Below are 21,089 nucleotides of genomic sequence, written 5' to 3'. Positions count from 1 at the left end.
ATCATGACGCTGGAGTGAACAGTGAGTCAGGTATGCCAGGACAAACCTTGACCGGGTATTGACCCTTCGCAGGCCTGCGGCATCCGTTCAGGCCAGCAGGTGCCGGCCGTACCAGTCCGACTCGTCCCGCACGCCCGGCAGCGCGAAGAAGTAGCCGCCCCCGAAGGGCGAGATGTAGTCCGCCAACGGCTCGCCGGCCAGTCGTCGCTGTACGGTCTCGAACTGGCGGGCGAGGTCGCGCTGGTAGCAGCAGAAGAGCAGGCCCATATCGAGGTTGCCGTTGCTGTCCACGCCCCTGTCGTAGTTGTAGGCCCGGCGCAGGATCCGCTGACCGGTGCTGGACGGGGTGCGCGGATTGGCCAGCCGGATATGGCTGTCCAGGGGGATCACCTCGCCCTTGGGGTCGCCGGGATAGTCGGGGGCGTCGTGTTCCCGGTCGCCGTCCAGCGGCGCCCCGGTCTCCCGGGAGCGGCCGAACATGCGCTCCTGTTCGGTCAGTGACACCCGGTCCCAGAACTCCACCAGCATGCGGATCAGCCGCACCACCTGGTAGCTGCCGCCGACCGCCCACTCCGGCTCGCCGTCCCGCGCCCCGACCCACACCAGCCGGTCCATCTCCCGGGCTGCGCGGGCATCGGGGTTGGCCGTGCCGTCCTTGAAGCCCAGGAGGTTGCGCGGCGTCCCGGACGGCCGTGGCGGGCTGGTGAAACCGTCCAGCCGCCAGCGCACCTGCATACCGCCCCGGGTGTGCCGGGCGAGGTCACGCAAGGCGTGCAGCACGGTGTCCGTGTCGTCCGCGCACAGTTGGAGGCTCAGGTCACCGTGGCACCAGTCGGACTGCAGGTCGTCGTCGGGGAAGGAGGGCATGGTGGTCAGCCGGCGCGGTGCGCGCCCGTGCAGCCCGAACCGGTCGTCGAACAGCGACGCGCCCACCGCGAGGGTCACGGACAGCCCGCCCGCGGGCACCTGGGCCCCCAGGAGGCCCGAGTCGGTGGGCGGGCCGGTGATACCGACCGACTCCGGTATCCCGCCGCCGGTCAGGAACCGGGCGCGTGCGGTGACGGTACGCATCAGCTCGGCCAGTTCCCGGCGGTTCTGCGCGGTCACATCGAACGCGGTGTACGCCGTGACCCGGCGGGGCGGCGCGAGCACCGAGGCCTGGCGCGGGCCGTGAAAGGGCACCCGTGGGGTGGTGGCCCCGGCGAGGGGCCCGGAACCGGTCGTCAGGGCCGGTGCACCGTCCTGGTGCGGGCCGTCGTCCGCGGACGCGGCACCACCGGCCGCGAGTCCGGCCCCGGCGAGCGCCGCTCCCCGCAGGAATCCCCTTCGGCCGACACCGCTCATGTCCTTCACACCGTTCTCCGCGCATCGCACAGCGTCGCCACCGACGCCAGCCGTTCCACCAGGTCTCCGAACACCGCGTCGGTCCGCTCCCGCTGAGAGCGGTCCAGATGGCTCAGTGCCGGCCACCGCCCGTCCTTCCGGAAGCCGTCGAGCAGCCGCTGCGTCCGGCTCAACTCGCGCTCCACGTGCGGCAGGCCGGGGTACCGGGTCACCAGCAGGGGGCGCAGCCGGGTCAGGACGGCCCGGGTTCCGTCGAGGTGCGCGCGAGCGGTGGCGAGGGTGCTGCCGCTGCCGTAGTCGGTCCGTCCGGTCAGCTCGGACTGCAGCGTGTTCTCCAGGATCTCGTGTGCCCGCAGGCCGAGGTCCGCAGGCTCCATCCGCGTCTGCGCCCAGTCGTCCCGCAGCTTGCGCACGGCGTCGTCGAGAGCGGCGGCCGGTGCGCGCAAGGAGCCGGCCAACTGCCCGTGCCACAGCCCGTATTCGATGCGGTGGAAGCCGGTGAACTCCGGGTCGCGGTCGCCGCCCGGCAGACCGGCGGTCGTGCCGTTGATCTGCTGGTCCGCGTCGCCGAAGGCCCCGTATGCCGCGCCCAGCCGCTCGTAGGCGAGGTGCGCGGGCAGCCAGGCGTCCCGGGCCTCCGCCAGGTCCCCGCGCGCCACGGCGGCCCGCAGGGTCCCGGTCCGGCCGACGAGATCGTCCAGGCCGTCCGCGACCCACTTCTGGTAGTCCAGCGCCGGGGGGATCAGATCGTGCTCGGTGACCGGGGCGGCCGCGGGGCCGGCCTGACCGCCACCGGCGATACGGACCGTGGGGCCCGTGACCGCGTCGGCGTCGTCCGGCAGGCACATGAAGGCGTACGAGCCCCGGCCCAGCCGGACCCGCAGGTGCCGCGTGGTACCGGGGCCGATGCCCTCCACCTCGCCGTACACCGCGCCGCTGCGCGGGGACTTGAGGTAGACCTCGGCCGCCGCGGCGGAGGTGTTGTGCAGATCGAAGACCTGGGTGCCGGCGCGGGGGTTGCCCCATCCCCTGCCGCAACCGCCCGGTGACACCTCGACGGTGGTGTGCCGCAGCCCGTCCGCCGCGGCGGCCTGCCCGTGCCCCGCGGCGTCCTCGGGGCCACCGGGCAGCACCATTACCAGCACCGCCAGCAGCCCGCCGGCCAGGACCACTCCCCCGCTCCACCGGACGCGAGGGGACCGCGGTTTCCCGAGACCGGTTCGCGGCACTCCGAGCCTCCCGGGGGTCGTTCACACCACGCGATGACGGCGGTGGCGCAGGATGAGGAATGGGCCGCGGCCCGGAGCGTTCCGCCACGGCCGACGACAACGCTGCACATGCTAGACAGCGCGGTGCGCCCGAACACGCTTTCCCCGGAAGAGATGCCAAGATTTTCCTGGTGGTTCATCGGACCGTTGCCGTTCGCGGGTTCGGCGCCGGGACGGGTCGGTCAGGCGGAGCCTGGGTGCGGCGCGGGCGGGGCGGGCGGGGCGGCGCGGACGTGCATCCGCTCGCCCTGGGCCCCGAAGAGGCTGAGGAATTCCACGGGATGCGGCCCGGCGTTGGCGAAGCCGTGCGGGGTGTGGGTGTCGAATTCGGCGGCCTCGCCGGAGGTGAGGACGAGGTCGTGGCCGCCGAGGGCAAGCCACAGCCGGCCGGAGAGGACGTAAAGCCACTCGTAGCCCTCGTGCGTGCGCAGCTCGGGTCGTGTGCCGGTCGCTTTCCCGGCGGGGAGGATGTGTTTGAAGGCGTGCAGACCACCGAGGTGACGGGTCAGCGGCACAAAGGTCTGTCCGTTGCGGGTGAAAGGGCGCGGATGGACCCGGGGGTCGCCGGTGGCCGGTGCCCCGACCAGCTCGTCCAGCTGCACTCCGTGGGCCTTGGCGAGCGGAAGCAGGAGTTCGAGGGTCGGTTTGCGCTGCCCGGACTCCAGCCGCGACAGGGTGCTGAGCGAGATGCCGGTGACCTCGCTCAGCTGCGCCAGGGTGGCTCCGCGCTCGCGCCGCAGCGCCCGTAGCCGCGGGCCGACCGCGTTGAGCACACCGGGAATGTCATCGTCCGCCATGGCTCCATTTGCCGTCCCGGCAACAACTTTTGTCAAGCCGACGAGGAGGACGCACCTCACCGGCTCCGCCCGGCTCCGCCCCGGCGTCGACCGGCTTCCGCGCCGGTACACACCGGACCTCACCGGGCAAGAGCCGGAGAGATCACCCGATTGGCGCACCACACCGACCACCCGCCACTGTCCGTAAGTCACTGTGGAACGGCAGGACAAAGGCCTCCGTAAGGCCCTTGCCTGCAGCAGGAAGCAAAAGCCGCCCCCGCATCTCCGCTTTTCGCTGATCGGATGAATTGGCGTCTTTCTGGCCGGCGGCCCGATACGACCGCATGCGTGCGCCCGGTCTTTCTTCGCAGGCGGTGAATTCACTCGTCCCTTCTCACGTCGGGAGCTCACCATGGAACCCGGACCTCACGTCTGGAACTGCCCGTTCGACTATGCGGAGGGCCTGGAATTCGATCCGACGCTCAAGCGCCTGCTGACCGAGGAACCGGTCGCCCGCATCCGGCTGCCCCACGGGGAGGGCGAGGCATGGCTCGTCACGAAGTACGACGACGTACGCACGGTGACAACCGACCGGCGCTTCAGCCGGAGCGCCGTCATCGGCCGGGACTTTCCCCGTATGACGCCGGAGCCGATCGTCCAGGACGAGGCGATCAACGTGATGGACCCGCCCGCCAGCAGCCGCTTGCGGAGCCTGGTCTCCAAGGCGTTCGCCCCGCGTCACGTGGAGCGCATGCGGGCCCGCACCCAGCATGTCGTGGACGAACTGCTGGACCGGATGGCCGCGCAGGGTCCGCCCGGCGACCTGATGGAGAGCCTGGCGAACCCACTGCCCCTGACGACGATCTGCGAGGTCCTCGACATCCCCGAGCGCGACCAGGCACAGCTGCGCGCACACGCCCGGACCATGATGAACGTGACCGTGGAAAACCGGGAGAGCGCCGTCCGGGCCAAGGCCGATATGCGGGCCTACTTCGAGACGCTGACGGCGAAACGGCGTCAGCACCCGGGAGAAGACCTGATCAGCGCCCTGGCCACCGCTCGTGACGGGGACGAGATCCTCAATGACCAGGAACTCACCGTGATGGCCATGGTCCTGCTCATCACCGGCCAGGACACCACCACGTACGAGATCGGGAACCTCGCCTACACGCTGCTCACTCGGCCCGAGGAGCTCGCGATGCTGCGCTCCCGTCCCGAGACGCTTCCGCAGGCGCTCGACGAACTGCTGCGGTTCATCCCCTTCCGCAAGGGCGTCGGCATCCCCCGCGTCGCCACCGAGGACGTGGAGCTGAGCGGTGTGACGATCCGGGCCGGGGACATCGTGCACGTCTCCTACCTGACGGCCAACCGGGACAGCCGGAAGTTCGACCGGCCCGACGAACTGGACCTGGAACGCGAGGGCCGGACCGCCCACATGACGTTCGGCTGGGGCGGACACCACTGCCTGGGCGCCCCGCTCGCGGTCACGGAGCTGGAAGTCGCCCTCAAGAGCCTCCTCGAACGCTTCCCGGAACTCCGGCTGGCAAAGCCGGCCGAGGAAGTCCGCTGGAACACCACCTCGATCTGGCGCTATCCGCTGGAGCTGCCGGTCACTTGGTAACGGTGGGCCACGGCCGCAAAATGCAGATTCCACCCGCCTGGCGTACGGTTACTACTCGGAAAGATCAATCCACCAGCACGGGGAGAGTTCATTCTTCGACGGCTGGCCCGCTCGTTTCCCTTCCGGGGTCGTCCATTTCGGACCGCCGGATCCGCCCAAGGTTCCTTTGCCCGATCTGAATGGGCGAGTTACCGCGACGGATAGCACCGGACGAAAAGGAAGAGACTCGAATTCAGCGCAGGGAATCCTGAGGGGGCCACAGTCTGCAAGGAGTGCATCTCATGGCGGTTCTGTGCAAACCAGCAATCGCGGTCCCTGAATACGTCATCACCCAAGACGACACCCTCGAACTCGCGCAACGGCTGCACAAGGACCACACGCAGCTGAGGCTGATCCTGCGGCTGATCGAGAACACCGGCGTCCTCAAGCGGCATCTGATCCAGCCGATCGACAAGGTACTCAAGCATCCGGGGCTCGACGCCCGTAGCGCGGTCTACGAAGAGGAGTCCAAGGCCCGCGTCCCCGCCGTGGTCCGCAAGGCACTCGACCAGGCCGAGCTGGAGCCGCAGGAGATCGACCTCATCGTCTACGTCTCCTGCACCGGCTTCATGATGCCGGCCCTGACCGCCTGGCTCATCAACACCCTGGGCTTCCGGTCGGAGACACGGCAGATGCCGATAGCCCAACTCGGCTGCGCGGCAGGGGGCGCGGCGGTCAACCGGGCACATGACTTCTGCACGGCGTACCCCGACGCCAACGTGCTCATCGTCGCGTGTGAGTTCTGCTCGCTGTGCTACCAGCCCACGGACCTGGGTGTGGGGTCGCTGCTGTCGAACGGCCTCTTCGGCGACGCGGTCGCCTCAGCCGTGGTCCGCGGGAGCGGTGGCACCGGGGTCCGGCTGGAGCGCAACAGCTCGTACCTGATCCCGAACACCGAGGACTGGATCTCCTACGCGATCCGGTCCACCGGTTTCCACTTCCAGTTGGACAAGCGCGTACCCGGGACCATGGAACCGCTCGCCCCCGCCCTGCGCGCCGTCGCGGAGCAGCACCAGTGGGACGCGGGTGAGCTGGACTTCTACATCGTCCACGCAGGCGGTCCGCGCATCCTGGACGACCTGTGCCGCTTCCTGGAGGTTCCTCCCGAGGCGTTCCGCTTCAGCCGCGCGACACTGACCGAGTACGGCAACATCGCCAGCGCGGTGGTACTCGACGCCCTGGCGCGCATGTTCGACGAGGCGTCGGCCCTCGACGGCCAGCGCGGCCTGCTGGCCGGATTCGGCCCCGGTATCACCGCCGAGATGGCCCTGGGCACCTGGTCCTCCGCCCCTGCGCCGGCGACGTGACCCGACCGCTCGGTGCGCCCGGCAGGTGAGCCGCCGGGCGCACCGGGCGGAGCGGGCGCCGAGCGGAGCGCGCATCGGGCGGGGTGTGCACCGAGCGAGCGGAGCCCGCATGGCGCCGAGCGGAGCGCATATCTGTGCCGCCGTCCAACGCCGGTTTTCCTGCCGCGCGTTGGGCGGCGGTCGGTTCGGGTCAGGGCCCTGGCCCGCACTATGGGCGTGGGCACCGGCGTAGGCGCGGCCACGGGCACGCGCATGGGCATGGGCACGGGCACGGGCACGGGCACGGGCACGGGCACGGGCACGGGCACGGGCACGGGCACGGGCACGGGCACGGGCACGGGCACGGTGCACGCATGGACACGACTATCAGGCGCCATCTCCCCCCCCGGCTGTCGGGCATGCCCTGGCCGTCCGGCACGCATCGGCCGTCCGGCGCGCCCCCGGCCGTCCGGCGTGTCTCAGCCCCTCGGGCATGTCCCGGCCGACAGCGGTCACCGGATCGAGCGCCACCCGACTGCGGCAGCCAGCGGGAGCGCGGCAGCAATTCGCGCATACCGTGTATATGGCCTGAATAGGGATATCTTGACAGATACGCCGACACGTTTTATGCACGTTTTATACGGACGACGAGGTACTGGCTCGCCCTCCATATCAGCAGGTGAGAGGCGTTGCCGGGGAAGCCTCGGGGCGACCTGGCGCTTCGGTCCGGCTTCCGCCGGCGGCCTGCGGGCGCCGGGTCCCGGTGCCGGGCGGCGCCGGCTCCGGGAGTCGGCCGCAAGACGAGGAGAAGACCATGGCACGTGCAGTGGGTATTGACCTTGGTACGACGAACTCGGTGGTCAGCGTGCTGGAGGCCGGTGAGCCCATCGTGATCACCAACGCCGAGGGGGCCCGGACCACCCCGTCGGTGGTCGGGTTCGCCAAGGGCGGCGATGTGCTGGTGGGTGAGGTAGCCAAGCGGCAGGCCGTGACCAACGTCGACCGCACGGCGCGGTCGGTCAAGCGCCACATGGGCGAGTCCGAGTGGCGTTTCCCGGACAGCGGCGACATCGACGGCAAGCGGTACACCGCGCAGGAGATCTCCGCGCGGGTGCTGCAGAAACTCAAGCGCGATGCCGAGGAGTACCTGGGCGAGGACGTGACGGATGCGGTGGTCACCGTTCCGGCGTATTTCAATGACGCCCAGCGCACCGCTACCAAGGAGGCCGGTGAGATCGCGGGCCTGAAGGTGCTGCGGATCGTCAATGAGCCGACCGCGGCGGCGCTGGCCTACGGCCTCGACAAGGAGAACGACCAGACGATTCTGGTCTTCGACCTCGGTGGCGGCACCTTCGACGTCTCGCTGCTGGACATCGGCGACGGCGTCGTCGAGGTGAAGGCCACCAACGGCGACACCCACCTGGGCGGCGACGACTGGGACCAGCGGATCGTCGATCACCTCACCAAGCAGTTCAAGAACGCCTACGGCATCGACCTGTCCAAGGACAAGATGGCCACCCAGCGGCTGCGGGAGGCCGCCGAGAAGGCCAAGATCGAGCTGTCCGCGGCGACCGAGACCACGATCAATCTCCCGTACCTGAGCGCGTCGGCCGACGGGCCCCTGCACCTGGACGAGAAGCTCACCCGCTCACAGTTCGAGCAGCTGACCGCCGATCTTCTGGAACGGTGCAAGACCCCGTTCCACAATGCGGTGAAGGACGCCGGGATCAAGGTCTCCGACATCAATCATGTGATCCTGGTCGGCGGCTCGACCCGTATGCCCGCGGTGACCGAGCTGGTCAAGGAGCTGACCGGCAAGGATCCGCACAAGGGTGTCAACCCGGACGAGGTCGTCGCCATCGGCGCAGCTCTCCAGGCCGGTGTCCTCAAGGGCGAGGTCAAGGACGTCCTCCTGCTGGACGTCACCCCGCTGTCCCTCGGTATCGAGACCAAGGGCGGCATCATGACCAAGCTGCTCGAACGCAACACCACGATCCCGACCAAGCGGTCCGAGATCTTCACGACGGCCGAGGACAACCAGCCGTCCGTGCAGATCCAGGTCTACCAGGGCGAGCGCGAGATCGCGGCGTACAACAAGAAGCTCGGGATGTTCCAGCTGACCGGTCTGCCGCCCGCCCCCCGCGGGGTCCCGCAGATCGAGGTCTCCTTCGACATCGACGCCAACGGCATCATGCACGTCACGGCCAAGGACCTGGGCACGGGCAAGGAGCAGAAGATGACCGTCACCGGCGGCTCCTCGCTGCCCAAGGACGACATCGACCGGATGGTCCGCGACGCCGAGCACCACGCCGAGGAGGACCGCCGCCGCCGGGAGACCGCGGAGACGCGCAACCAGGCCGAGCAACTGGTCTACCAGACCGAGAAGTTCCTCAAGGACAACGAGGAGAAGGTCCCCGGCGAGGTCAAGACCGAGGTCGAGACCGCGATCGGTGAGGTCAAGGAGAAGCTGAAGGCCGCCGAGTCCCCCGACGGCGACAACACCGCGGAGCTGCGTACCGCCTCCGAGAAGCTGGCGACCGTCTCCCAGAAGCTGGGACAGGCCATGTACGCCGACGCCCAGTCGCAGGCTCAGGCCCAGGGCTCCGCGCAGGGTTCCGAGGGGGCAGGTGGCTCCGGCGAGGGCGGATCGGGCGCGGCCACCGGCGACCAGGACGATGTCGTCGACGCGGAGATCGTCGATGACGACAAACAGGAGGGAAGCGCACGATGAACCGTCCGACCCACGTCCGTGACCTCCCTCAGCCGCCGCTGGCCCTGGTGGGGCACGGGCAGGAGGAAAAACCCGGTCCGGTCCCGCCCCGCGCCACCCAGGCCGGGGAGCGCACCGCGCAGGACGACACGGGGAAGCAGTCCGGGGACGTCCGGGACCCCGGTCGGCCGTCCCGCCAGGACGAGACCGTCGCACCGCCGGCGTCGCAGGAAGCGGCGCTGCGCGCCGAGCTCCAGGAGCGTACGGCCGATCTGCAGCGACTGAAGGCCGAGTACGACAACTACCGCAAGCGGATCCACCGTGACCGCCTGGCGGTCGGCGAGATCGCCGTCGCCAATGTGCTCAGCCGGCTGCTGCCCGTACTCGACGCCCTTGCCGAGGCCGGGGAGCAGGGCGAGGTGACCGGTGGCTTCCAGCGCGTCGCCGAGGCTCTGCACACCGAGCTGGGGGCGCTGGGCCTCCAGCCCTTCGGTACGGCGGGCGTCCCCTTCGACCCGCTGATCCACGAGGCCGTCACCTACACCCCCGACGACCGGGTGGAAGAGCCCATCTGCACCGCGGTCCTCCGCCAGGGCTACCGGGTGGGCGACCGCCTCTTGCGTCCCGCGCAGGTGACGGTGGCCGGCAAACCGCCCGCCGGGGCGTAGAACTCTCGTAACGGGGCCGGGCCGGCCGGGCCATCGGACCGGCCCAGCGATAGGACCGGACCAATGGAAAGGGCCGGACCAACGGAAGGGACCTGACCAGCTCACCGGTCTTTCCGCCGTGACACCACGGCGGAAAGGCCGGTTCTTCCGTCATGAGGCCATTGCGCGCCTGTCCTACGGCGGACCTCGTGGCGTCGTGACGCAAAGCGATTGCCGCGGCACGGGGGGGGGAGGACCGGACCGCGATCGCGTGGCGCTGCCACAGGCCCGGTTTCCCGACCACGGCGGCGGGCCTGATCTCTCGGCCCGCCGCGCGGTCCGTGCCGGGTGTCCGCACGCCTGAATTCCGTTCCGCATCAGTTCCGCACCATGGTGATTCGCGTGGCGATCCGCCGCCGACTCCCCTCTCCCCCGCAGGCCAGAGCGGGCGACCGGAACGGAGCCAGGAACGGGAACCGGTAACTGGATCAGGCATCAGGGGTTCCGGTCCGGTCGCGTCGGGGTCCGTGGAGTGATCGACGAGTTGATCGGCGGGCCGTGCCTTCCCGAGGGCGGAATTCCGCCCTCTGTGGACGGCTATGCATATGTTCGAATCGCGGGGGCACCCGGTTCTCCATCGCCACAGACAGCCACCGTACTTCGACCAAAAACCCTACGACGCACGACAGGCGGGATCATGGCGACCGAGGAAAACACGGACCGCAAGGAAACGGACCGCAAGAAGGCGGACCGCAAGGAAGAAGAAGCACACAACGGCGGACCTGAGCGGATCGCCGCCCCCACAGCAATGCGCCGCGCTTCGGGGCAACTTGCCCAGATGCTGCAATGCGAGCCCGGCTCGGTGTCGGCGCTCAAGGCCACCGGTGACGGCTGGTCGGCGGATGTGGAAGTGGTGGAGATCGAAAGGGTTCCGGACACCGCGAGCGTCATGGCTTCCTACCGCGTTTACCTCGACGCACAGGGCCAACTCCTGGGATACGAGCGCACTCGCCGATATGGGCGCGGCCAGATCGACAGATGATGGGCCACTGCTCGGCCCGGTCATGACGTGACGGCCCCATGACCCACTCCAGTCAACTGGAAGGGACGATTGACCGTGACAGCCATTCAGCAATCCAACGCATCGACCAGCAGCGGGGGCGGTTCAGGAAATCTCTACGATGTCCTTGAGCTGATTCTCGACCGAGGGCTCGTCATTGACGCCTTTGTGCGGGTTTCCCTCGTCGGCATCGAAATTCTCAAGATTGACGTACGCGTCGTCGTCGCAAGCGTGGACACGTATCTGCGCTTTGCCGAGGCGTGCAACCGTCTGGACCTGGAATCGGGTCGCAAGGCACCGAGTCAGCTCACCGATCTGGTCGGTGAAGCCACCGAGAGCGGCGCCAAAGGAAAGTCGAAGGGCGCACTGACCGGCGCTGTTGAGGCATTCACCGACTCCCTGCACAAGGGCCAGGAGGGATCGGAGGAGGAGGCGGAAGAACGCCCGGCGCGTAAATCCTCCAGCTCCACCAGCCGTCGTACGGCCCGCCGTCGGGAGGACTGACCATGGCGACCTACCTCTACGCCATCACCGGTGCGGAGCACCCCTTGCAGCTGTCCGACGTCACCGGTGTCGGTGACCCCGCGGCACGGCTGCGCACCGTCAAGACCAAGGACCTGTGCGCGGTGGTCAGCGACGCACCGGACGGGCTGCGGGCCAAGCGCCGCGATGTGGCGGCCCACCAGAGCGTCCAGGAACGTCTGCTTGCCGACGGCGCCGTCCTCCCGATGCGCTTCGGGCTGGTCGGTCCCGACGACGCGCAGGTGGTCTCCGCCCTGGAGGAACACCGCGACGCCTACACCCAGCGTCTCAAGGAGATCGAGGGCTGCCGCGAGTACCACCTCAAGGTCGCACGCGACGAGGACGATCTGCTGCGGGAGATCGTGCGGGAGTCCGCCGAGGTACAGCAGCTCAACGAGCGTACCCGGCAGAACCCGGACGCCTACGACGCCAAGGTGGCTCTGGGTGAGCTGATTTCGCAGGAGGTCGAGGCCCGCCACGACCGCGCCCGTACGGACATCGTGGCCCGGCTCGCTCCGGCTGCGGTGCGCGCCGCGAACGTCGAGCCGACGAAGCGCCACTTCCTCAATGTGTCCTTCCTCGTCGAACAGGAGAAGGCAGCGGCGTTCTCCGAGGCGGTCCACACGGAAGCCGGGCAGCGCGGAGACGCCTACGCCTTCAGTCTGCACGGCCCGCTGCCGCCGTACAGCTTCGTCTGACCGGCGGACGGAGATCCGTCATGGGCCTCATCACGCAGATCCTGACGCTGCCGGTCGCCCCGGTGCGGGGCACGGTCTGGGTCCTGGACCAGGTGCTGCTCACCGCGGAGCGCGAGTACTACGACCCGGAGCCGGTGCGGGAGGAACTGGCCGCACTGGAACAGCAGTTGCTGGACGGAAGCATCACGAGCGACGAGTTCGACGCCCGCGAGGACGAGCTCTTGGACCGGCTGGAGTGGCTGGAGGCCAACCAGCAACGACTACATACCGACTCCTGAGCACGGGGAGAACGAGGTGTACGAGAGATGATGAGCAACGCCAAGATAGGGGTCGCCCTCGTCGGGGGCTACCTCCTGGGGCGCACGAAGAAGGCCAAGATGGCCATCGGCCTGGGCATGTTCCTGGCCGGCAAGAAGCTGAATCTGGACCCGCGGCAACTGGGCGCCCTGGTGGCCAACTCTCCGGTCCTCGGTCCCCTCAACGACCAAGTGCGCAAGGAGCTGGTGGACGCCACGAAGTCGGCCGCCGGCGCCGCGCTCACCCAGCGGATGAACGGCCTCGCCGACTCCCTGCACGAGCGGACCCTGGCCCTCAACGAGGGCGGGACGGACGGTGCAGGGCACGCGGCGGACGAGGCGGATCCGGAGCCCGAGGACGAGCCACGGGACGAGGCGGAGGACGCGGAGGACATCGACGACGCGGCGGACGCCGCGGACGCGGAGCGCGAGAGGCCCGCCCCGCGCCGTAAGACCTCCGCCAAGTCGTCCGCAAATCCGGACGCGAACTCGTCCACGAGGTCAGCCACGACGTCGGCCTCGAAGACAGCCTCGAAGACGGCCTCGAAGACCGCTACGAAGACGGCTGCGAAATCGGCATCGGCCAAGAAGTCGTCCGCCCCCGACCGGTCCTCCACGGCACGGCGCTCGGCGTCGAGCGCGGCCAAGACTTCGGGAAAGGCCGCGTCCTCCCGCCAACGCACCTCCACCGCCCCCGGGCGGAAGGCCGCCTCCGGTGCCCGTAGCAAGGCCTCGAACAAGGCTTCCGGCGCGGCGCGCACGGTTGCCGACCGTGGGGGCAGCAATGGCTGAGTCGACCTTCAGCAAGATCAAGGACGAAGTGACCAAGAGCCCGGCGGCCGACCAGCTCAAGGAGGAGCTGCAGCACTACCTCCAGGCACGGGCGGAACACGCGGTCACCAGTCTCGGCCACAAGCTGGGCGAGAGCGTCGGCAAGCTCGCCGAACCCGGCCAGGGCGCCGGTGGCCTGGTGAGCAGTCTGGCGAAGGGCGGCAAGGCGCTCGGCGAAGGCAAGTCGCCGCAGCAGGCGGCGTTGACCGCGGGCGCCTCCCACCTCAAGGACACCGTCAAGGACAAGGTGAAGAGCCTGTTCGGCAAGGGCCGCAAGGGCGGCGGCGGCAAGTCCAAGAGCGTGACGATCGTCGAGGATATCGATGTGGGTGTTCCCGTACGCGAGGCATACGACCAGTGGACGCAGTTCCAGGAGTTCAGCACCTTCGCCAAGGGCGTCGTCAGTGTCGAGAAATCCGATGACACCAGCAGCAACTGGAAGGTGAAGGTCGCCAAGTCCACCCGCAGTTGGCGGGCCAACGTCACCGAGCAGGTGCCCGACGAGCGGATCAGCTGGACCACCGAAGGTGCGAAGGGCACGGTCAAGGGTGTGGTGACCTTCCACCGCCTCACCGACAACCTGACGCGGGTGCTGCTGGTTCTCGAGTACTTCCCCAAGGGGCTGTTCGAGAAGACCGGCAACATCTGGCGCGCCCAGGGCCGCCGGGCCCGGCTGGACCTCAAGCTCTACCGCAAGTTCATCATGCTGCGCGGCGAGGCCACGGATGGGTGGCGCGGTGAGATCCAGGACGGCGAGGTCGTGGTCGAGCACGATGACGCCGTCGCGAAGGAGGAGGACCGGGAGAGGGACCGGGAGGACGCCGAACACGGCTCCGGCGATCTGCGCCCCGGAGACGATGAGGCCGACGAGGATGCCGAAGACGGGGACGTCGAGGACGGGGAAGACGCCGAGGACCCCGAGGACTACCACGACGTAGCAGACGACGACGTGGACGACCACGACGATCTCGCAGCGGACGCCGCAGACGAAGGCGACCATGACGGCGCCGAAGACGGCGACGAGGACCGCTACGAAGACGACCTCGAAGAGCCCATCGACGAGGACGACGACCGCGGAGAACCACTCGACGAGGACGACGACCACACGGAACCCCTCGATGAGGACGACGACCCGGTGGACGAACGGGACCCGTACGACGAGGACGAGCCGCCGGCACCCCGCCGGGGCCGCCGTGCCGCCGTTGCCCGCTGACCCGTCCCGACCGCAACCGCGACCGCGACCGCAACCGCGACCGCGACCGCACAGACGAGGCTGATCATGTCCGATTCACTGGCCGGCCGTATGGGGCCTTCCTCCGGTCCGTCCCCGTACGGCCGGCAGGGGGCTTCCGCCAACCTGGCCGACATCCTGGAGCGCGTCCTCGACAAGGGCGTCGTCATCGCGGGCGACATCCAGATCAACCTGCTCGACATCGAGTTGCTGACCATCAAGCTCCGGCTGCTCGTCGCCTCCGTCGACAAGGCCAAGGAAATGGGCATCGACTGGTGGGAACACGACCCCTCCCTTTCGTCCCGCGCCCGCGCACCGCAGCAGGTCCCCGACGGGCGCCCGCCGGCCGTCGCCGGTGACTCGCTGGCCGAGGAGAACCAGCAACTGCGCGCCGAACTCGCCGAACTGCGCGCGGCCATCGGATCCGCCCAGGGATCCGGCGCGCGCCAGGCAGACCGCAAGGAGGAGCAGTGAACCGCCCCACGCAAGGAGCCGAGGAGACCACCTCCTCGCCGCTCCCCCTCGATCGGTACGCTGGTCCGCCCGCTGGCCCGCCCGCTGGCCCGCCCGCTGATCGGCTCACTGATCGGCCCGCTGGTCAGCAAGAATCCGACCGCTCCCGGATTTCGTACGTCTACGCCATCGGCCGCGCCGGCACCGCCCTCGAAGCGTCGGCTCCCCGGCTGACCGGGCTGCGGGACGGCCCCCTGCGGACGGTCACCGCCGGCCGCCTGGCCGCCCTCGTCTCCTCCGTCCCGGCCGGCGCCTTCAGCGCGGAGGGCATGAAGGCGCAGCTGGAAGACCTGACGGAGCTGGAGACGATCGCGCGCACGCACCACGCCGTCGTCGAGGCCGCCTGGGCCGGCACCATGGTGCTGCCCATGCGCCTGGCCACGGTGTATCTGGACGATGCCCGGGTGCGGACGATGCTGGACGAGCGCGGCGCCGAGTTCGACGCGCTGCTCTCCCGGCTCGAAGGCCATGCCGAAGTGGGAGTGAAGGTGTACGCGGACGCACGCGCAGCGGCCGCCGCCGGAGCTCCCGCACCACCTGACAGCCCGGCCCCCGCTGCGTCCGCGGTCAGCCCCGGCCGGGCGTACTTGCAGCAGCGGCGGGCCCAGCGGCGTACGCATCGTGATGCCTACCGCGCGGCGGGAGCCGTCGCCGCCGACGTGCGGGTCCGGGTGGCCGATATGGCTCGGGACATGGTTGCGCACCGCCCCCAGCAAGGTGAACTGGCGTCCGGTGCAGGCGAGAACATCGCCAACGAGGCCTACCTGGTCCCCACGGACCGCATCGGGGAATTCCACCGGGCCCTGAAGGGCCTGGCCGACGGCGTCCCCGGCGTACGCGTCGAGATCACCGGTCCGTGGGCCCCGTACTCCTTCGCGACACCGCCCGCGGAAGGCGCAAATCCTTGAAGGAAAGTGACCTTCATGAGGCCGCATTCGCGGAGGTCTCGCACACGGTTGACTCGGGCACGGATGTCTCGCACGCGGCTTCCTCGCATGTGACGGACCGCTCCGAGGAGGACTCTCTTGCCGGGCGGCAAATTGCTCTGATCGATCTTCTGGACCGTCTCCTGAACGGCGGTGCGGTCCTTACCGGAGATGTGGTGCTGTCCATTGCCGACGTGGATCTGGTCCATATCAACCTGCGCGCGGTGATTCGCTCGATCACGCCCGACAGTCCGGCACCATGGTGAAGATCCGCGTGCGAAGACTCCATGAACCCGCATACCCGGCCCATCAGTTCGCTTCCCACACCGCTCCCGAGGAGAAATTCCCACGTGACGAGGGATACGTACGCCATGACGGATGAACCCGTTGATCCGGCCGCGCCCGTGAAACCTGCCTTCGCGGAGGTGGCGCAGGCGGCGGCACGGGCGTTCGACCTGGTGCCGGCCGGGCCCGGGGAACGCCGGCAGGGGCAGGACAGCGGCATCGCCCAGCGGCTGAAGACCGACCCGGAGACGGTCGAACGCGATCTCATCAAATTGGTGCTGACCATCGTGGAGCTCTTGCGGCAGCTCATGGAGCGCACGGCACTTCACCGTGTCGATCAAGGCGATCTGAGCGAGGAGCAGGAAGAGAAAGTCGGGATGACGCTCATGATTCTCCAGGACCGTATGACGGAACTCTGTGAGCGCTACGGCCTCACGATGGCCGACCTCAATCTCGACCTCGGACCCCTGGGTTCACTGCTGCCTCCTCACGACGCCGCCTGACACCGCCTGAGGCCGCCTGACGTCACATCAACAATTTCGTGAACACCACCGACACCCCCGACCCCTTCATCTCTCACCTGTATCGCGCCATGTTTCGAAGCGCTTTGAGCGGCAAGACGGCGTAAAAGGGTCGTAGAGCGCACCAGAATTCCTCTCGTTCCCATGGTTTCTCTCCATACGCGCTCTCGCGTCTTACCGATACGGAGGTGCAGGGATATGGTTCCGCTGCTTCTGGTCCTGCTGCTCGCGTTGCTTCTCTTCGGCGCGGGATTCGCGTTGAAGGCACTGTGGATCGTCGCCGTGGTCGTGCTGGCGTTCTGGCTGCTCGGCTTCCTGATGCGGTCGGCCGGCGCCGGCGGTCGGCGCGGCCGTTGGTACCGCTGGTAGAGCCGGCACCGCCGGCAGAGCTGGTACCGCCGGTACAGCTGGTACCGCCGGCGGAACCGGGCCCGCTGGTAGATCCGGGCCCGCTTCCCCCACGTCCCCGGCGGGCCGATCCCTTCGGCCCGCCGGGGAACGGCATCGGCATTTCCTGACGGGCATTGCAACTGATGGCCCGTCACCCTACTCTTCCGGCACATCCCCACCGCACCGGGGCGCTCGTACGGTCTCACCCCTACGATCCGTGCGCGGTGCAGCGGGGCCGGCGCGCCGCGCGCCGGAGGGACAGCCATGTCCGACGACAGCGCTCGAAGAGCTTCCTTCACCCGCCGCACGCTGCTGACCGGGGCTGCCGCCGCGGGGCTCGCCACAGCAACCGGGCTGCAGCCCGCTCACCGCATCCCCGTGGGCAGCGCCGCGGCCACCCTCGCCCCTCCACCCGGCTTCCCTGCGGACATCCCGCTCTCCCAGCAGGCCTTCCGGAACTGGTCGTTGGAGATCGTCGTCGAGGGCGTATGGACGGCTTCGGCCCGTACCCCCGACGATGTGGTCACGCTCGCCAACTGGGCTCATCAGCACGGCTACCGGCTACGGGCCCGGGGCAAGGGCCACACCTGGTCGCCGCTGGCGGTACCCGCCGGGGCCGACACCAACCGGACGGTCATCGTCGACACCACCTCTCACCTCACCGCGGTCAGCGTGCGCGGCGGCGACCCGGGGAGCGTCACCGCGCAGGCCGGGGCGACTCTCGACACCATCCTGGTCCGCCTGGAGGAGGCAGGGCTCGGACTCGCCACCACCACCGCGCCCGGCGACCTCACCATCGGCGGGGTGCTCGCCATCGGCGGCCACGGCACGGGTCTGCCCACCGCCACCGAACGCCCGCCCGCGGGGTCCGGCTTCGGCACGCTGAGTTCCCTGGTCACCTCCCTCACCGCCGTGGTGTGGAGCGCGGCAGAGAACCGCTATGTGCTCAAGACCTTCACCCGTTCCGACCCCGACATCCGCGCCTTCCTCGTCCATCTGGGCCGCGCCTTCCTCACCGAGGTGACGATGACCGCGGCCGCCAACACACGGCTGCGCTGCCAGAACTGGTTCGATGTGAACGTGGGCACCGTCTTCGGCCCGCCCGGCACAGGCGGCCGCACCCTCGGCTCCTACCTGGACCGCACCGGACGCATCGAGGCGATCTGGTTCCCGTTCACCGATGTGCCGTGGCTGAAGGTGTGGAGCCTGGCGCCCGGCAAGCCGCTGCTCGCCAAGCAGATCGACGCGCCGTACGCGTACACCTTCGCCAACCGTGTCACCGAGGAGATGTCGGGGCTGCTCGGGGAGATCGCCGCGGGCGGGGGCGACAAGACGCCCGCCTTCACCAAGCTCGCCATGTCCATCGTCGGATCCGGGCTGATCGTCACCGGCACATGGGACGTCTGGGGCTGGTCGAAGAACAGCCTGCTGTACGTCGAACCGACGACGCTGCGGATCGTCGAAGCGGGGTGGGCGGTATTGACCTCCCGGGCGAATGTGCAGCGGGTGGTGGGGGACTTCTACGCCCGCTACCACAGTGTGCTGACGGCCCATCAAAACCGCGGCTCCTACCCGGTCAACGGTCCGATCGAGCTGCGTATCACCGGCACAGACCCCCTGGACGGCCCCCTTTTGTCCCCGGCGCGGGCGCGTGCGGACCACCCCGAGTGGGACACCGTGGTGTGGCTCGACTTCGCCACCTATCCCGGCACGCCCGGCGCGGGGCCCTTCTTCCACGAGCTGGAGCAGTGGATCTGGCGGAACTACGCCGGTTCCTATGCGTCCGTACGTCCCGAGTGGTCCAAGGGCTGGGCCTATACGGACAGCGGGCCGTGGACGGACCCTGCCACAGTGGGCGGCACCGTCCCGGCCGCCTTCGACGACTGGCGTACCGCCCGGGACATCCTGAACTCCTACGACCCGGCACGGGTGTTCTCGAACACCTTCCTCGACATGCTGCTGCCCTGAGCGACGCCCGTCTCCCCGGGTCGCGCCACGTCACCTCGCGCCCGTGGCCGCGACTCCGCTAGGCAGTTTCGTTTGGATCAGTCGGTCGTTGGTCGGGGTATGCCGTTAAGCGATGTGCAGTGGGCGCGAATTGAGCCGTTGCTCCCGGACCGGATGCCGAAGCGAGGTGGCCGCTGGCGTGACCACCGGGAGGTGATCGACGCGATCGCCTTCAAGTTCCAGACCGGAACGCGGTGGGTCCACCTGCCGGAGAAGTACGGCAATTGGAGGGGTGTTGACAACCGCCTGCGGATGTGGGCGCTGGATGGCACGTGGGAGCGGGCCTTCACCGCGCTGATGGCCCAGGCCGACGCCGACGAGGACCTGACCTGGGCCGGGGCGGTAGGCCGCCGGCCTTCGACCGCGAAACCTACAAGCAGCGCAATACCGTCGAGAGATGCATCAACCGACTCAAGCAGTGGCGCGGCATCGCCACCCGCTACGGGAAGACCGCAACCATCTACCTCGCCGGACTTCACGTCGCGGGAATCTTCCTCTGGTCCGCCCGATGATCCAAACGACAGACCTTAGGTCACGGGGACTCCGGCTTGCCGACGGTGTTTTCGCGGGGGTGTCGGAGCCTTCGGCGGCTCAGGGCTGGGCGGGTCGGGTCTCAGGTCAGTGGGGTGTTGGCCAGGACGCGGCGGAGGATGCTCCAGGAGAGGTCGGAGTGGGTGGCGAAGTGCCTCTGGTCTTTTCCGTCCTCGTCGATGTAGTCGAAGGAGTCGCGGGAGTTACTGTCGCCGTCGTGGTGCTCGACGGCGGTCCCCTCCGGGTTGAGGTAGACGTGGAAGCTGGCACCGAATTCGTCGGTGGAGTTCATGTAACCCGGACCGGTGGTGCCGTCGCCACCGTTCATCGGGCAGAACACCCGGTGCACGGCGTACGTGTCCTTGGAGAGCCAAGCACACTGTCCGGGCGTGAGGGTGAGCAGCCCGAGCTTGGTCGCGTTCCAGTCGAGGTGCTCGTAGACCATGACGTCGAGCTGCCCGGCGAGGCAGAAAACGATGCCGGTGGTATGGCCGTGGGAGTGGATGGGCGAGTAGTGCTGTGCAGGCCAGATCTCCAGGACGACGGGCGAGCCGATGTCGCCCTCCGGAAGGTCCTTGGGGTCGAGGTGGCCGTGTTTGGTGGCCAGCTCGTCGTAGTGGCCCCGGCCGCTGCAGGCGACGCGGATGTACGGCGGGTGGGAAATGTCGTCCCCTTGCTTCGCGTGCAGGATTCGCCGCAACAGCCCCATCTTGCGGCCGGGTTCGCCGGGGGCGAGGTGATGGCGCAGCGCTTCGATTTCCCAAGCGGACAGCCGTAGGTCCTCGGCCTTGCGCGCCAGGTCCATGACGGCCGGCGGGATCATCAACTGTCGGGCGTACTCGTCGAAGGAGGTGGCCTGTCCGATCACCAGCGACGGTACGGCCTGAGCTCCCTGGAGGCGCAGTTGTCGTTCCTCTTCCTTGGTGATGTGGAAGGGGTGCTTGGCCCCGGTGGACTCCGGGGGGTCGGCGGGGGGCTTGGTGTCGGTCATGCTCATGAGAGGGCTCCCTCGTGTCTTCCGGCGGGACGCGGCGCACGGATGCGACACGTCGTGACTGCGGTAGTGAGCGACTGTCACCTGGCCAACGAGCCGGCCTGGGTCACGTGACGGCGCCTTTCAGCCAGCCCACTTCGGGTTCGGGGATTGAACACCTACGCATGAGCCGGCACGGGCCCTGAACCTCCGAAGCGTCGGCGGACCCCGGTGCATGAACGCCGCAAGACCACGACTCCCCCTGACCGCGGCTGCTCACTGACGGGAATCCGCACAGTGATGGTGTCGTCCCTCAGGGCACCTCCCTGCAGCCCGCCGACCAGATCGCAAAACACCGTCGACCGCGCTGCATCAACAAACGCAAAGCAACGGTGCGGCCTTGCCACCCGATACGACAATCACCGTCGACCAAGCAGCACTCCACCTCGCGGCCATCCACATCTGGACCGCATGGTGATCCGAAAGAAACGGCCTAGCCGTCATGGCTCTACGGGCCTCTGGCCTACGGGCCGAGAGGCAAGGGCTGTGGGCTGGGGGCTGTGGGCTGGAAGCTGGAGGCTGGAAGCTGGGGGCTGGAAGCTGGGGGCTGGGGG

20 protein-coding genes and 2 pseudogenes are annotated in these 21,089 nt (G+C 68.8%); 18 read left to right on the top strand and 4 right to left on the bottom strand.

The genetic code is table 11. From position 1 onward, the window contains the following. Positions 1-87 precede the first annotated feature (87 nt). From efeB to ACGFR7_RS20350, 3 genes are all read right to left on the bottom strand, one after another. Positions 88-1,344 carry an iron uptake transporter deferrochelatase/peroxidase subunit gene (gene efeB, locus ACGFR7_RS20360; RefSeq protein WP_393320872.1) on the bottom strand — a complete coding sequence of 419 codons (1,257 nt, stop codon included), beginning with the start codon at positions 1,342-1,344 and terminating at the stop codon, positions 88-90. A gap of 5 nt (positions 1,345-1,349) precedes the next feature. After that, entirely contained in the window at positions 1,350-2,480 is a 1,131-nt protein-coding gene (locus tag ACGFR7_RS20355) for an EfeM/EfeO family lipoprotein (protein ID WP_393321028.1), read from the bottom strand. Positions 2,481-2,794: 314 nt separating this feature from the next. Continuing rightward, entirely contained in the window at positions 2,795-3,409 is a 615-nt protein-coding gene (locus ACGFR7_RS20350; RefSeq protein WP_393320869.1) for a helix-turn-helix domain-containing protein, read from the bottom strand. A 391-nt stretch (positions 3,410-3,800) separates the two neighbouring features. On the opposite strand from ACGFR7_RS20350, the gene ACGFR7_RS20345 reads away from it, so the two are divergent. The 18 genes and pseudogenes from ACGFR7_RS20345 to ACGFR7_RS20260 form a co-directional block, all read left to right on the top strand. After that, positions 3,801-5,009, top strand: a complete 1,209-nt coding sequence (locus ACGFR7_RS20345) for a cytochrome P450 (RefSeq protein WP_393320866.1) — start codon at positions 3,801-3,803, stop codon at positions 5,007-5,009. 281 nt (positions 5,010-5,290) lie between these two features. Next, entirely contained in the window at positions 5,291-6,355 is a 1,065-nt protein-coding gene (locus ACGFR7_RS20340; protein WP_393320864.1) for a type III polyketide synthase, read from the top strand. 793 nt (positions 6,356-7,148) lie between these two features. Further along, a complete protein-coding gene (gene dnaK / locus ACGFR7_RS20335) occupies positions 7,149-9,065 on the top strand; it encodes a molecular chaperone DnaK (protein ID WP_393320861.1) in 1,917 nt (638 codons plus the stop codon). Next, a complete protein-coding gene (gene grpE, locus ACGFR7_RS20330) occupies positions 9,062-9,712 on the top strand; it encodes a nucleotide exchange factor GrpE (protein WP_393320858.1) in 651 nt (216 codons plus the stop codon). The genes dnaK and grpE overlap by 4 nt, the downstream gene beginning before the upstream one ends. A gap of 676 nt (positions 9,713-10,388) precedes the next feature. Continuing rightward, positions 10,389-10,733 (top strand): gas vesicle protein, encoded by a 345-nt coding sequence (locus tag ACGFR7_RS20325; RefSeq protein ID WP_393320855.1) that lies wholly within the window; start codon positions 10,389-10,391, stop codon positions 10,731-10,733. A 75-nt stretch (positions 10,734-10,808) separates the two neighbouring features. Continuing rightward, complete coding sequence (locus tag ACGFR7_RS20320; RefSeq protein WP_393320852.1) at positions 10,809-11,255, top strand: gas vesicle structural protein GvpA; 447 nt, start codon at positions 10,809-10,811, stop codon at positions 11,253-11,255. Between the two features lie 2 nt (positions 11,256-11,257). Next, entirely contained in the window at positions 11,258-11,971 is a 714-nt protein-coding gene (locus tag ACGFR7_RS20315; RefSeq protein WP_393320849.1) for a GvpL/GvpF family gas vesicle protein, read from the top strand. Positions 11,972-11,991: 20 nt separating this feature from the next. After that, positions 11,992-12,249, top strand: a complete 258-nt coding sequence (locus ACGFR7_RS20310) for a gas vesicle protein GvpG (protein ID WP_393320846.1) — start codon at positions 11,992-11,994, stop codon at positions 12,247-12,249. Between the two features lie 27 nt (positions 12,250-12,276). After that, positions 12,277-13,059, top strand: a complete 783-nt coding sequence (locus tag ACGFR7_RS20305) for a hypothetical protein (RefSeq protein WP_393320844.1) — start codon at positions 12,277-12,279, stop codon at positions 13,057-13,059. After that, positions 13,052-14,311, top strand: a complete 1,260-nt coding sequence (locus ACGFR7_RS20300; RefSeq protein ID WP_393320840.1) for an SRPBCC family protein — start codon at positions 13,052-13,054, stop codon at positions 14,309-14,311. The genes ACGFR7_RS20305 and ACGFR7_RS20300 overlap by 8 nt, the downstream gene beginning before the upstream one ends. 66 nt (positions 14,312-14,377) lie before the next feature. Further along, a complete protein-coding gene (locus ACGFR7_RS20295; RefSeq protein WP_393320837.1) occupies positions 14,378-14,803 on the top strand; it encodes a gas vesicle protein in 426 nt (141 codons plus the stop codon). Next, complete coding sequence (locus tag ACGFR7_RS20290) at positions 14,800-15,750, top strand: GvpL/GvpF family gas vesicle protein (protein WP_393320834.1); 951 nt, start codon at positions 14,800-14,802, stop codon at positions 15,748-15,750. Before ACGFR7_RS20295 ends, ACGFR7_RS20290 begins: the two co-directional genes overlap by 4 nt. 89 nt (positions 15,751-15,839) lie before the next feature. Beyond that, entirely contained in the window at positions 15,840-16,034 is a 195-nt protein-coding gene (locus ACGFR7_RS20285) for a gas vesicle protein (protein WP_393321026.1), read from the top strand. 105 nt (positions 16,035-16,139) lie between these two features. Further along, a complete protein-coding gene (locus ACGFR7_RS20280) occupies positions 16,140-16,556 on the top strand; it encodes a gas vesicle protein K (protein WP_393320832.1) in 417 nt (138 codons plus the stop codon). Between the two features lie 216 nt (positions 16,557-16,772). After that, a complete protein-coding gene (locus tag ACGFR7_RS20275) occupies positions 16,773-16,943 on the top strand; it encodes a hydrophobic protein (protein WP_086717956.1) in 171 nt (56 codons plus the stop codon). A 285-nt stretch (positions 16,944-17,228) separates the two neighbouring features. Next, positions 17,229-18,932: a cholesterol oxidase substrate-binding domain-containing protein gene (locus tag ACGFR7_RS20270; RefSeq protein WP_393320829.1), complete on the top strand. Its 1,704-nt coding sequence runs from the start codon at positions 17,229-17,231 to the stop codon at positions 18,930-18,932. Positions 18,933-19,031: 99 nt separating this feature from the next. Next, positions 19,032-19,196: pseudogene (locus ACGFR7_RS20265) on the top strand (transposase); the annotation flags it as partial. A gap of 83 nt (positions 19,197-19,279) precedes the next feature. After that, a pseudogene (locus tag ACGFR7_RS20260) lies at positions 19,280-19,483 on the top strand (IS5/IS1182 family transposase); the annotation flags it as partial. A gap of 101 nt (positions 19,484-19,584) precedes the next feature. Here ACGFR7_RS20260 and ACGFR7_RS20255 read toward each other — a convergent pair. Beyond that, positions 19,585-20,499: a hypothetical protein gene (locus ACGFR7_RS20255; RefSeq protein WP_393320827.1), complete on the bottom strand. Its 915-nt coding sequence runs from the start codon at positions 20,497-20,499 to the stop codon at positions 19,585-19,587. Positions 20,500-21,089 lie beyond the last annotated feature (590 nt).

Origin of the sequence: Streptomyces sp. NPDC048516, assembly GCF_043199875.1 — a bacterium.
Classification (GTDB): domain Bacteria; phylum Actinomycetota; class Actinomycetes; order Streptomycetales; family Streptomycetaceae; genus Streptomyces.
Note: the sequence above shows the minus strand (reverse complement) of the source record. Positions and strands in the feature narration are given on the sequence as shown.

Coding starts and splice junctions, on each gene's coding strand:
- efeB (WP_393320872.1), bottom strand. CDS start 1,344: ATGAGCGGTGTCGGCCGAAGGGGATTCCTGCGGGGAGCGGCGCTCGCC.
- ACGFR7_RS20355 (WP_393321028.1), bottom strand. CDS start 2,480: ATGGTGCTGCCCGGTGGCCCCGAGGACGCCGCGGGGCACGGGCAGGCC.
- ACGFR7_RS20350 (WP_393320869.1), bottom strand. CDS start 3,409: ATGGCGGACGATGACATTCCCGGTGTGCTCAACGCGGTCGGCCCGCGG.
- ACGFR7_RS20345 (WP_393320866.1), top strand. CDS start 3,801: ATGGAACCCGGACCTCACGTCTGGAACTGCCCGTTCGACTATGCGGAG.
- ACGFR7_RS20340 (WP_393320864.1), top strand. CDS start 5,291: ATGGCGGTTCTGTGCAAACCAGCAATCGCGGTCCCTGAATACGTCATC.
- dnaK (WP_393320861.1), top strand. CDS start 7,149: ATGGCACGTGCAGTGGGTATTGACCTTGGTACGACGAACTCGGTGGTC.
- grpE (WP_393320858.1), top strand. CDS start 9,062: ATGAACCGTCCGACCCACGTCCGTGACCTCCCTCAGCCGCCGCTGGCC.
- ACGFR7_RS20325 (WP_393320855.1), top strand. CDS start 10,389: ATGGCGACCGAGGAAAACACGGACCGCAAGGAAACGGACCGCAAGAAG.
- ACGFR7_RS20315 (WP_393320849.1), top strand. CDS start 11,258: ATGGCGACCTACCTCTACGCCATCACCGGTGCGGAGCACCCCTTGCAG.
- ACGFR7_RS20310 (WP_393320846.1), top strand. CDS start 11,992: ATGGGCCTCATCACGCAGATCCTGACGCTGCCGGTCGCCCCGGTGCGG.
- ACGFR7_RS20305 (WP_393320844.1), top strand. CDS start 12,277: ATGATGAGCAACGCCAAGATAGGGGTCGCCCTCGTCGGGGGCTACCTC.
- ACGFR7_RS20300 (WP_393320840.1), top strand. CDS start 13,052: ATGGCTGAGTCGACCTTCAGCAAGATCAAGGACGAAGTGACCAAGAGC.
- ACGFR7_RS20295 (WP_393320837.1), top strand. CDS start 14,378: ATGTCCGATTCACTGGCCGGCCGTATGGGGCCTTCCTCCGGTCCGTCC.
- ACGFR7_RS20280 (WP_393320832.1), top strand. CDS start 16,140: ATGACGGATGAACCCGTTGATCCGGCCGCGCCCGTGAAACCTGCCTTC.
- ACGFR7_RS20275 (WP_086717956.1), top strand. CDS start 16,773: ATGGTTCCGCTGCTTCTGGTCCTGCTGCTCGCGTTGCTTCTCTTCGGC.
- ACGFR7_RS20270 (WP_393320829.1), top strand. CDS start 17,229: ATGTCCGACGACAGCGCTCGAAGAGCTTCCTTCACCCGCCGCACGCTG.
- ACGFR7_RS20255 (WP_393320827.1), bottom strand. CDS start 20,499: ATGAGCATGACCGACACCAAGCCCCCCGCCGACCCCCCGGAGTCCACC.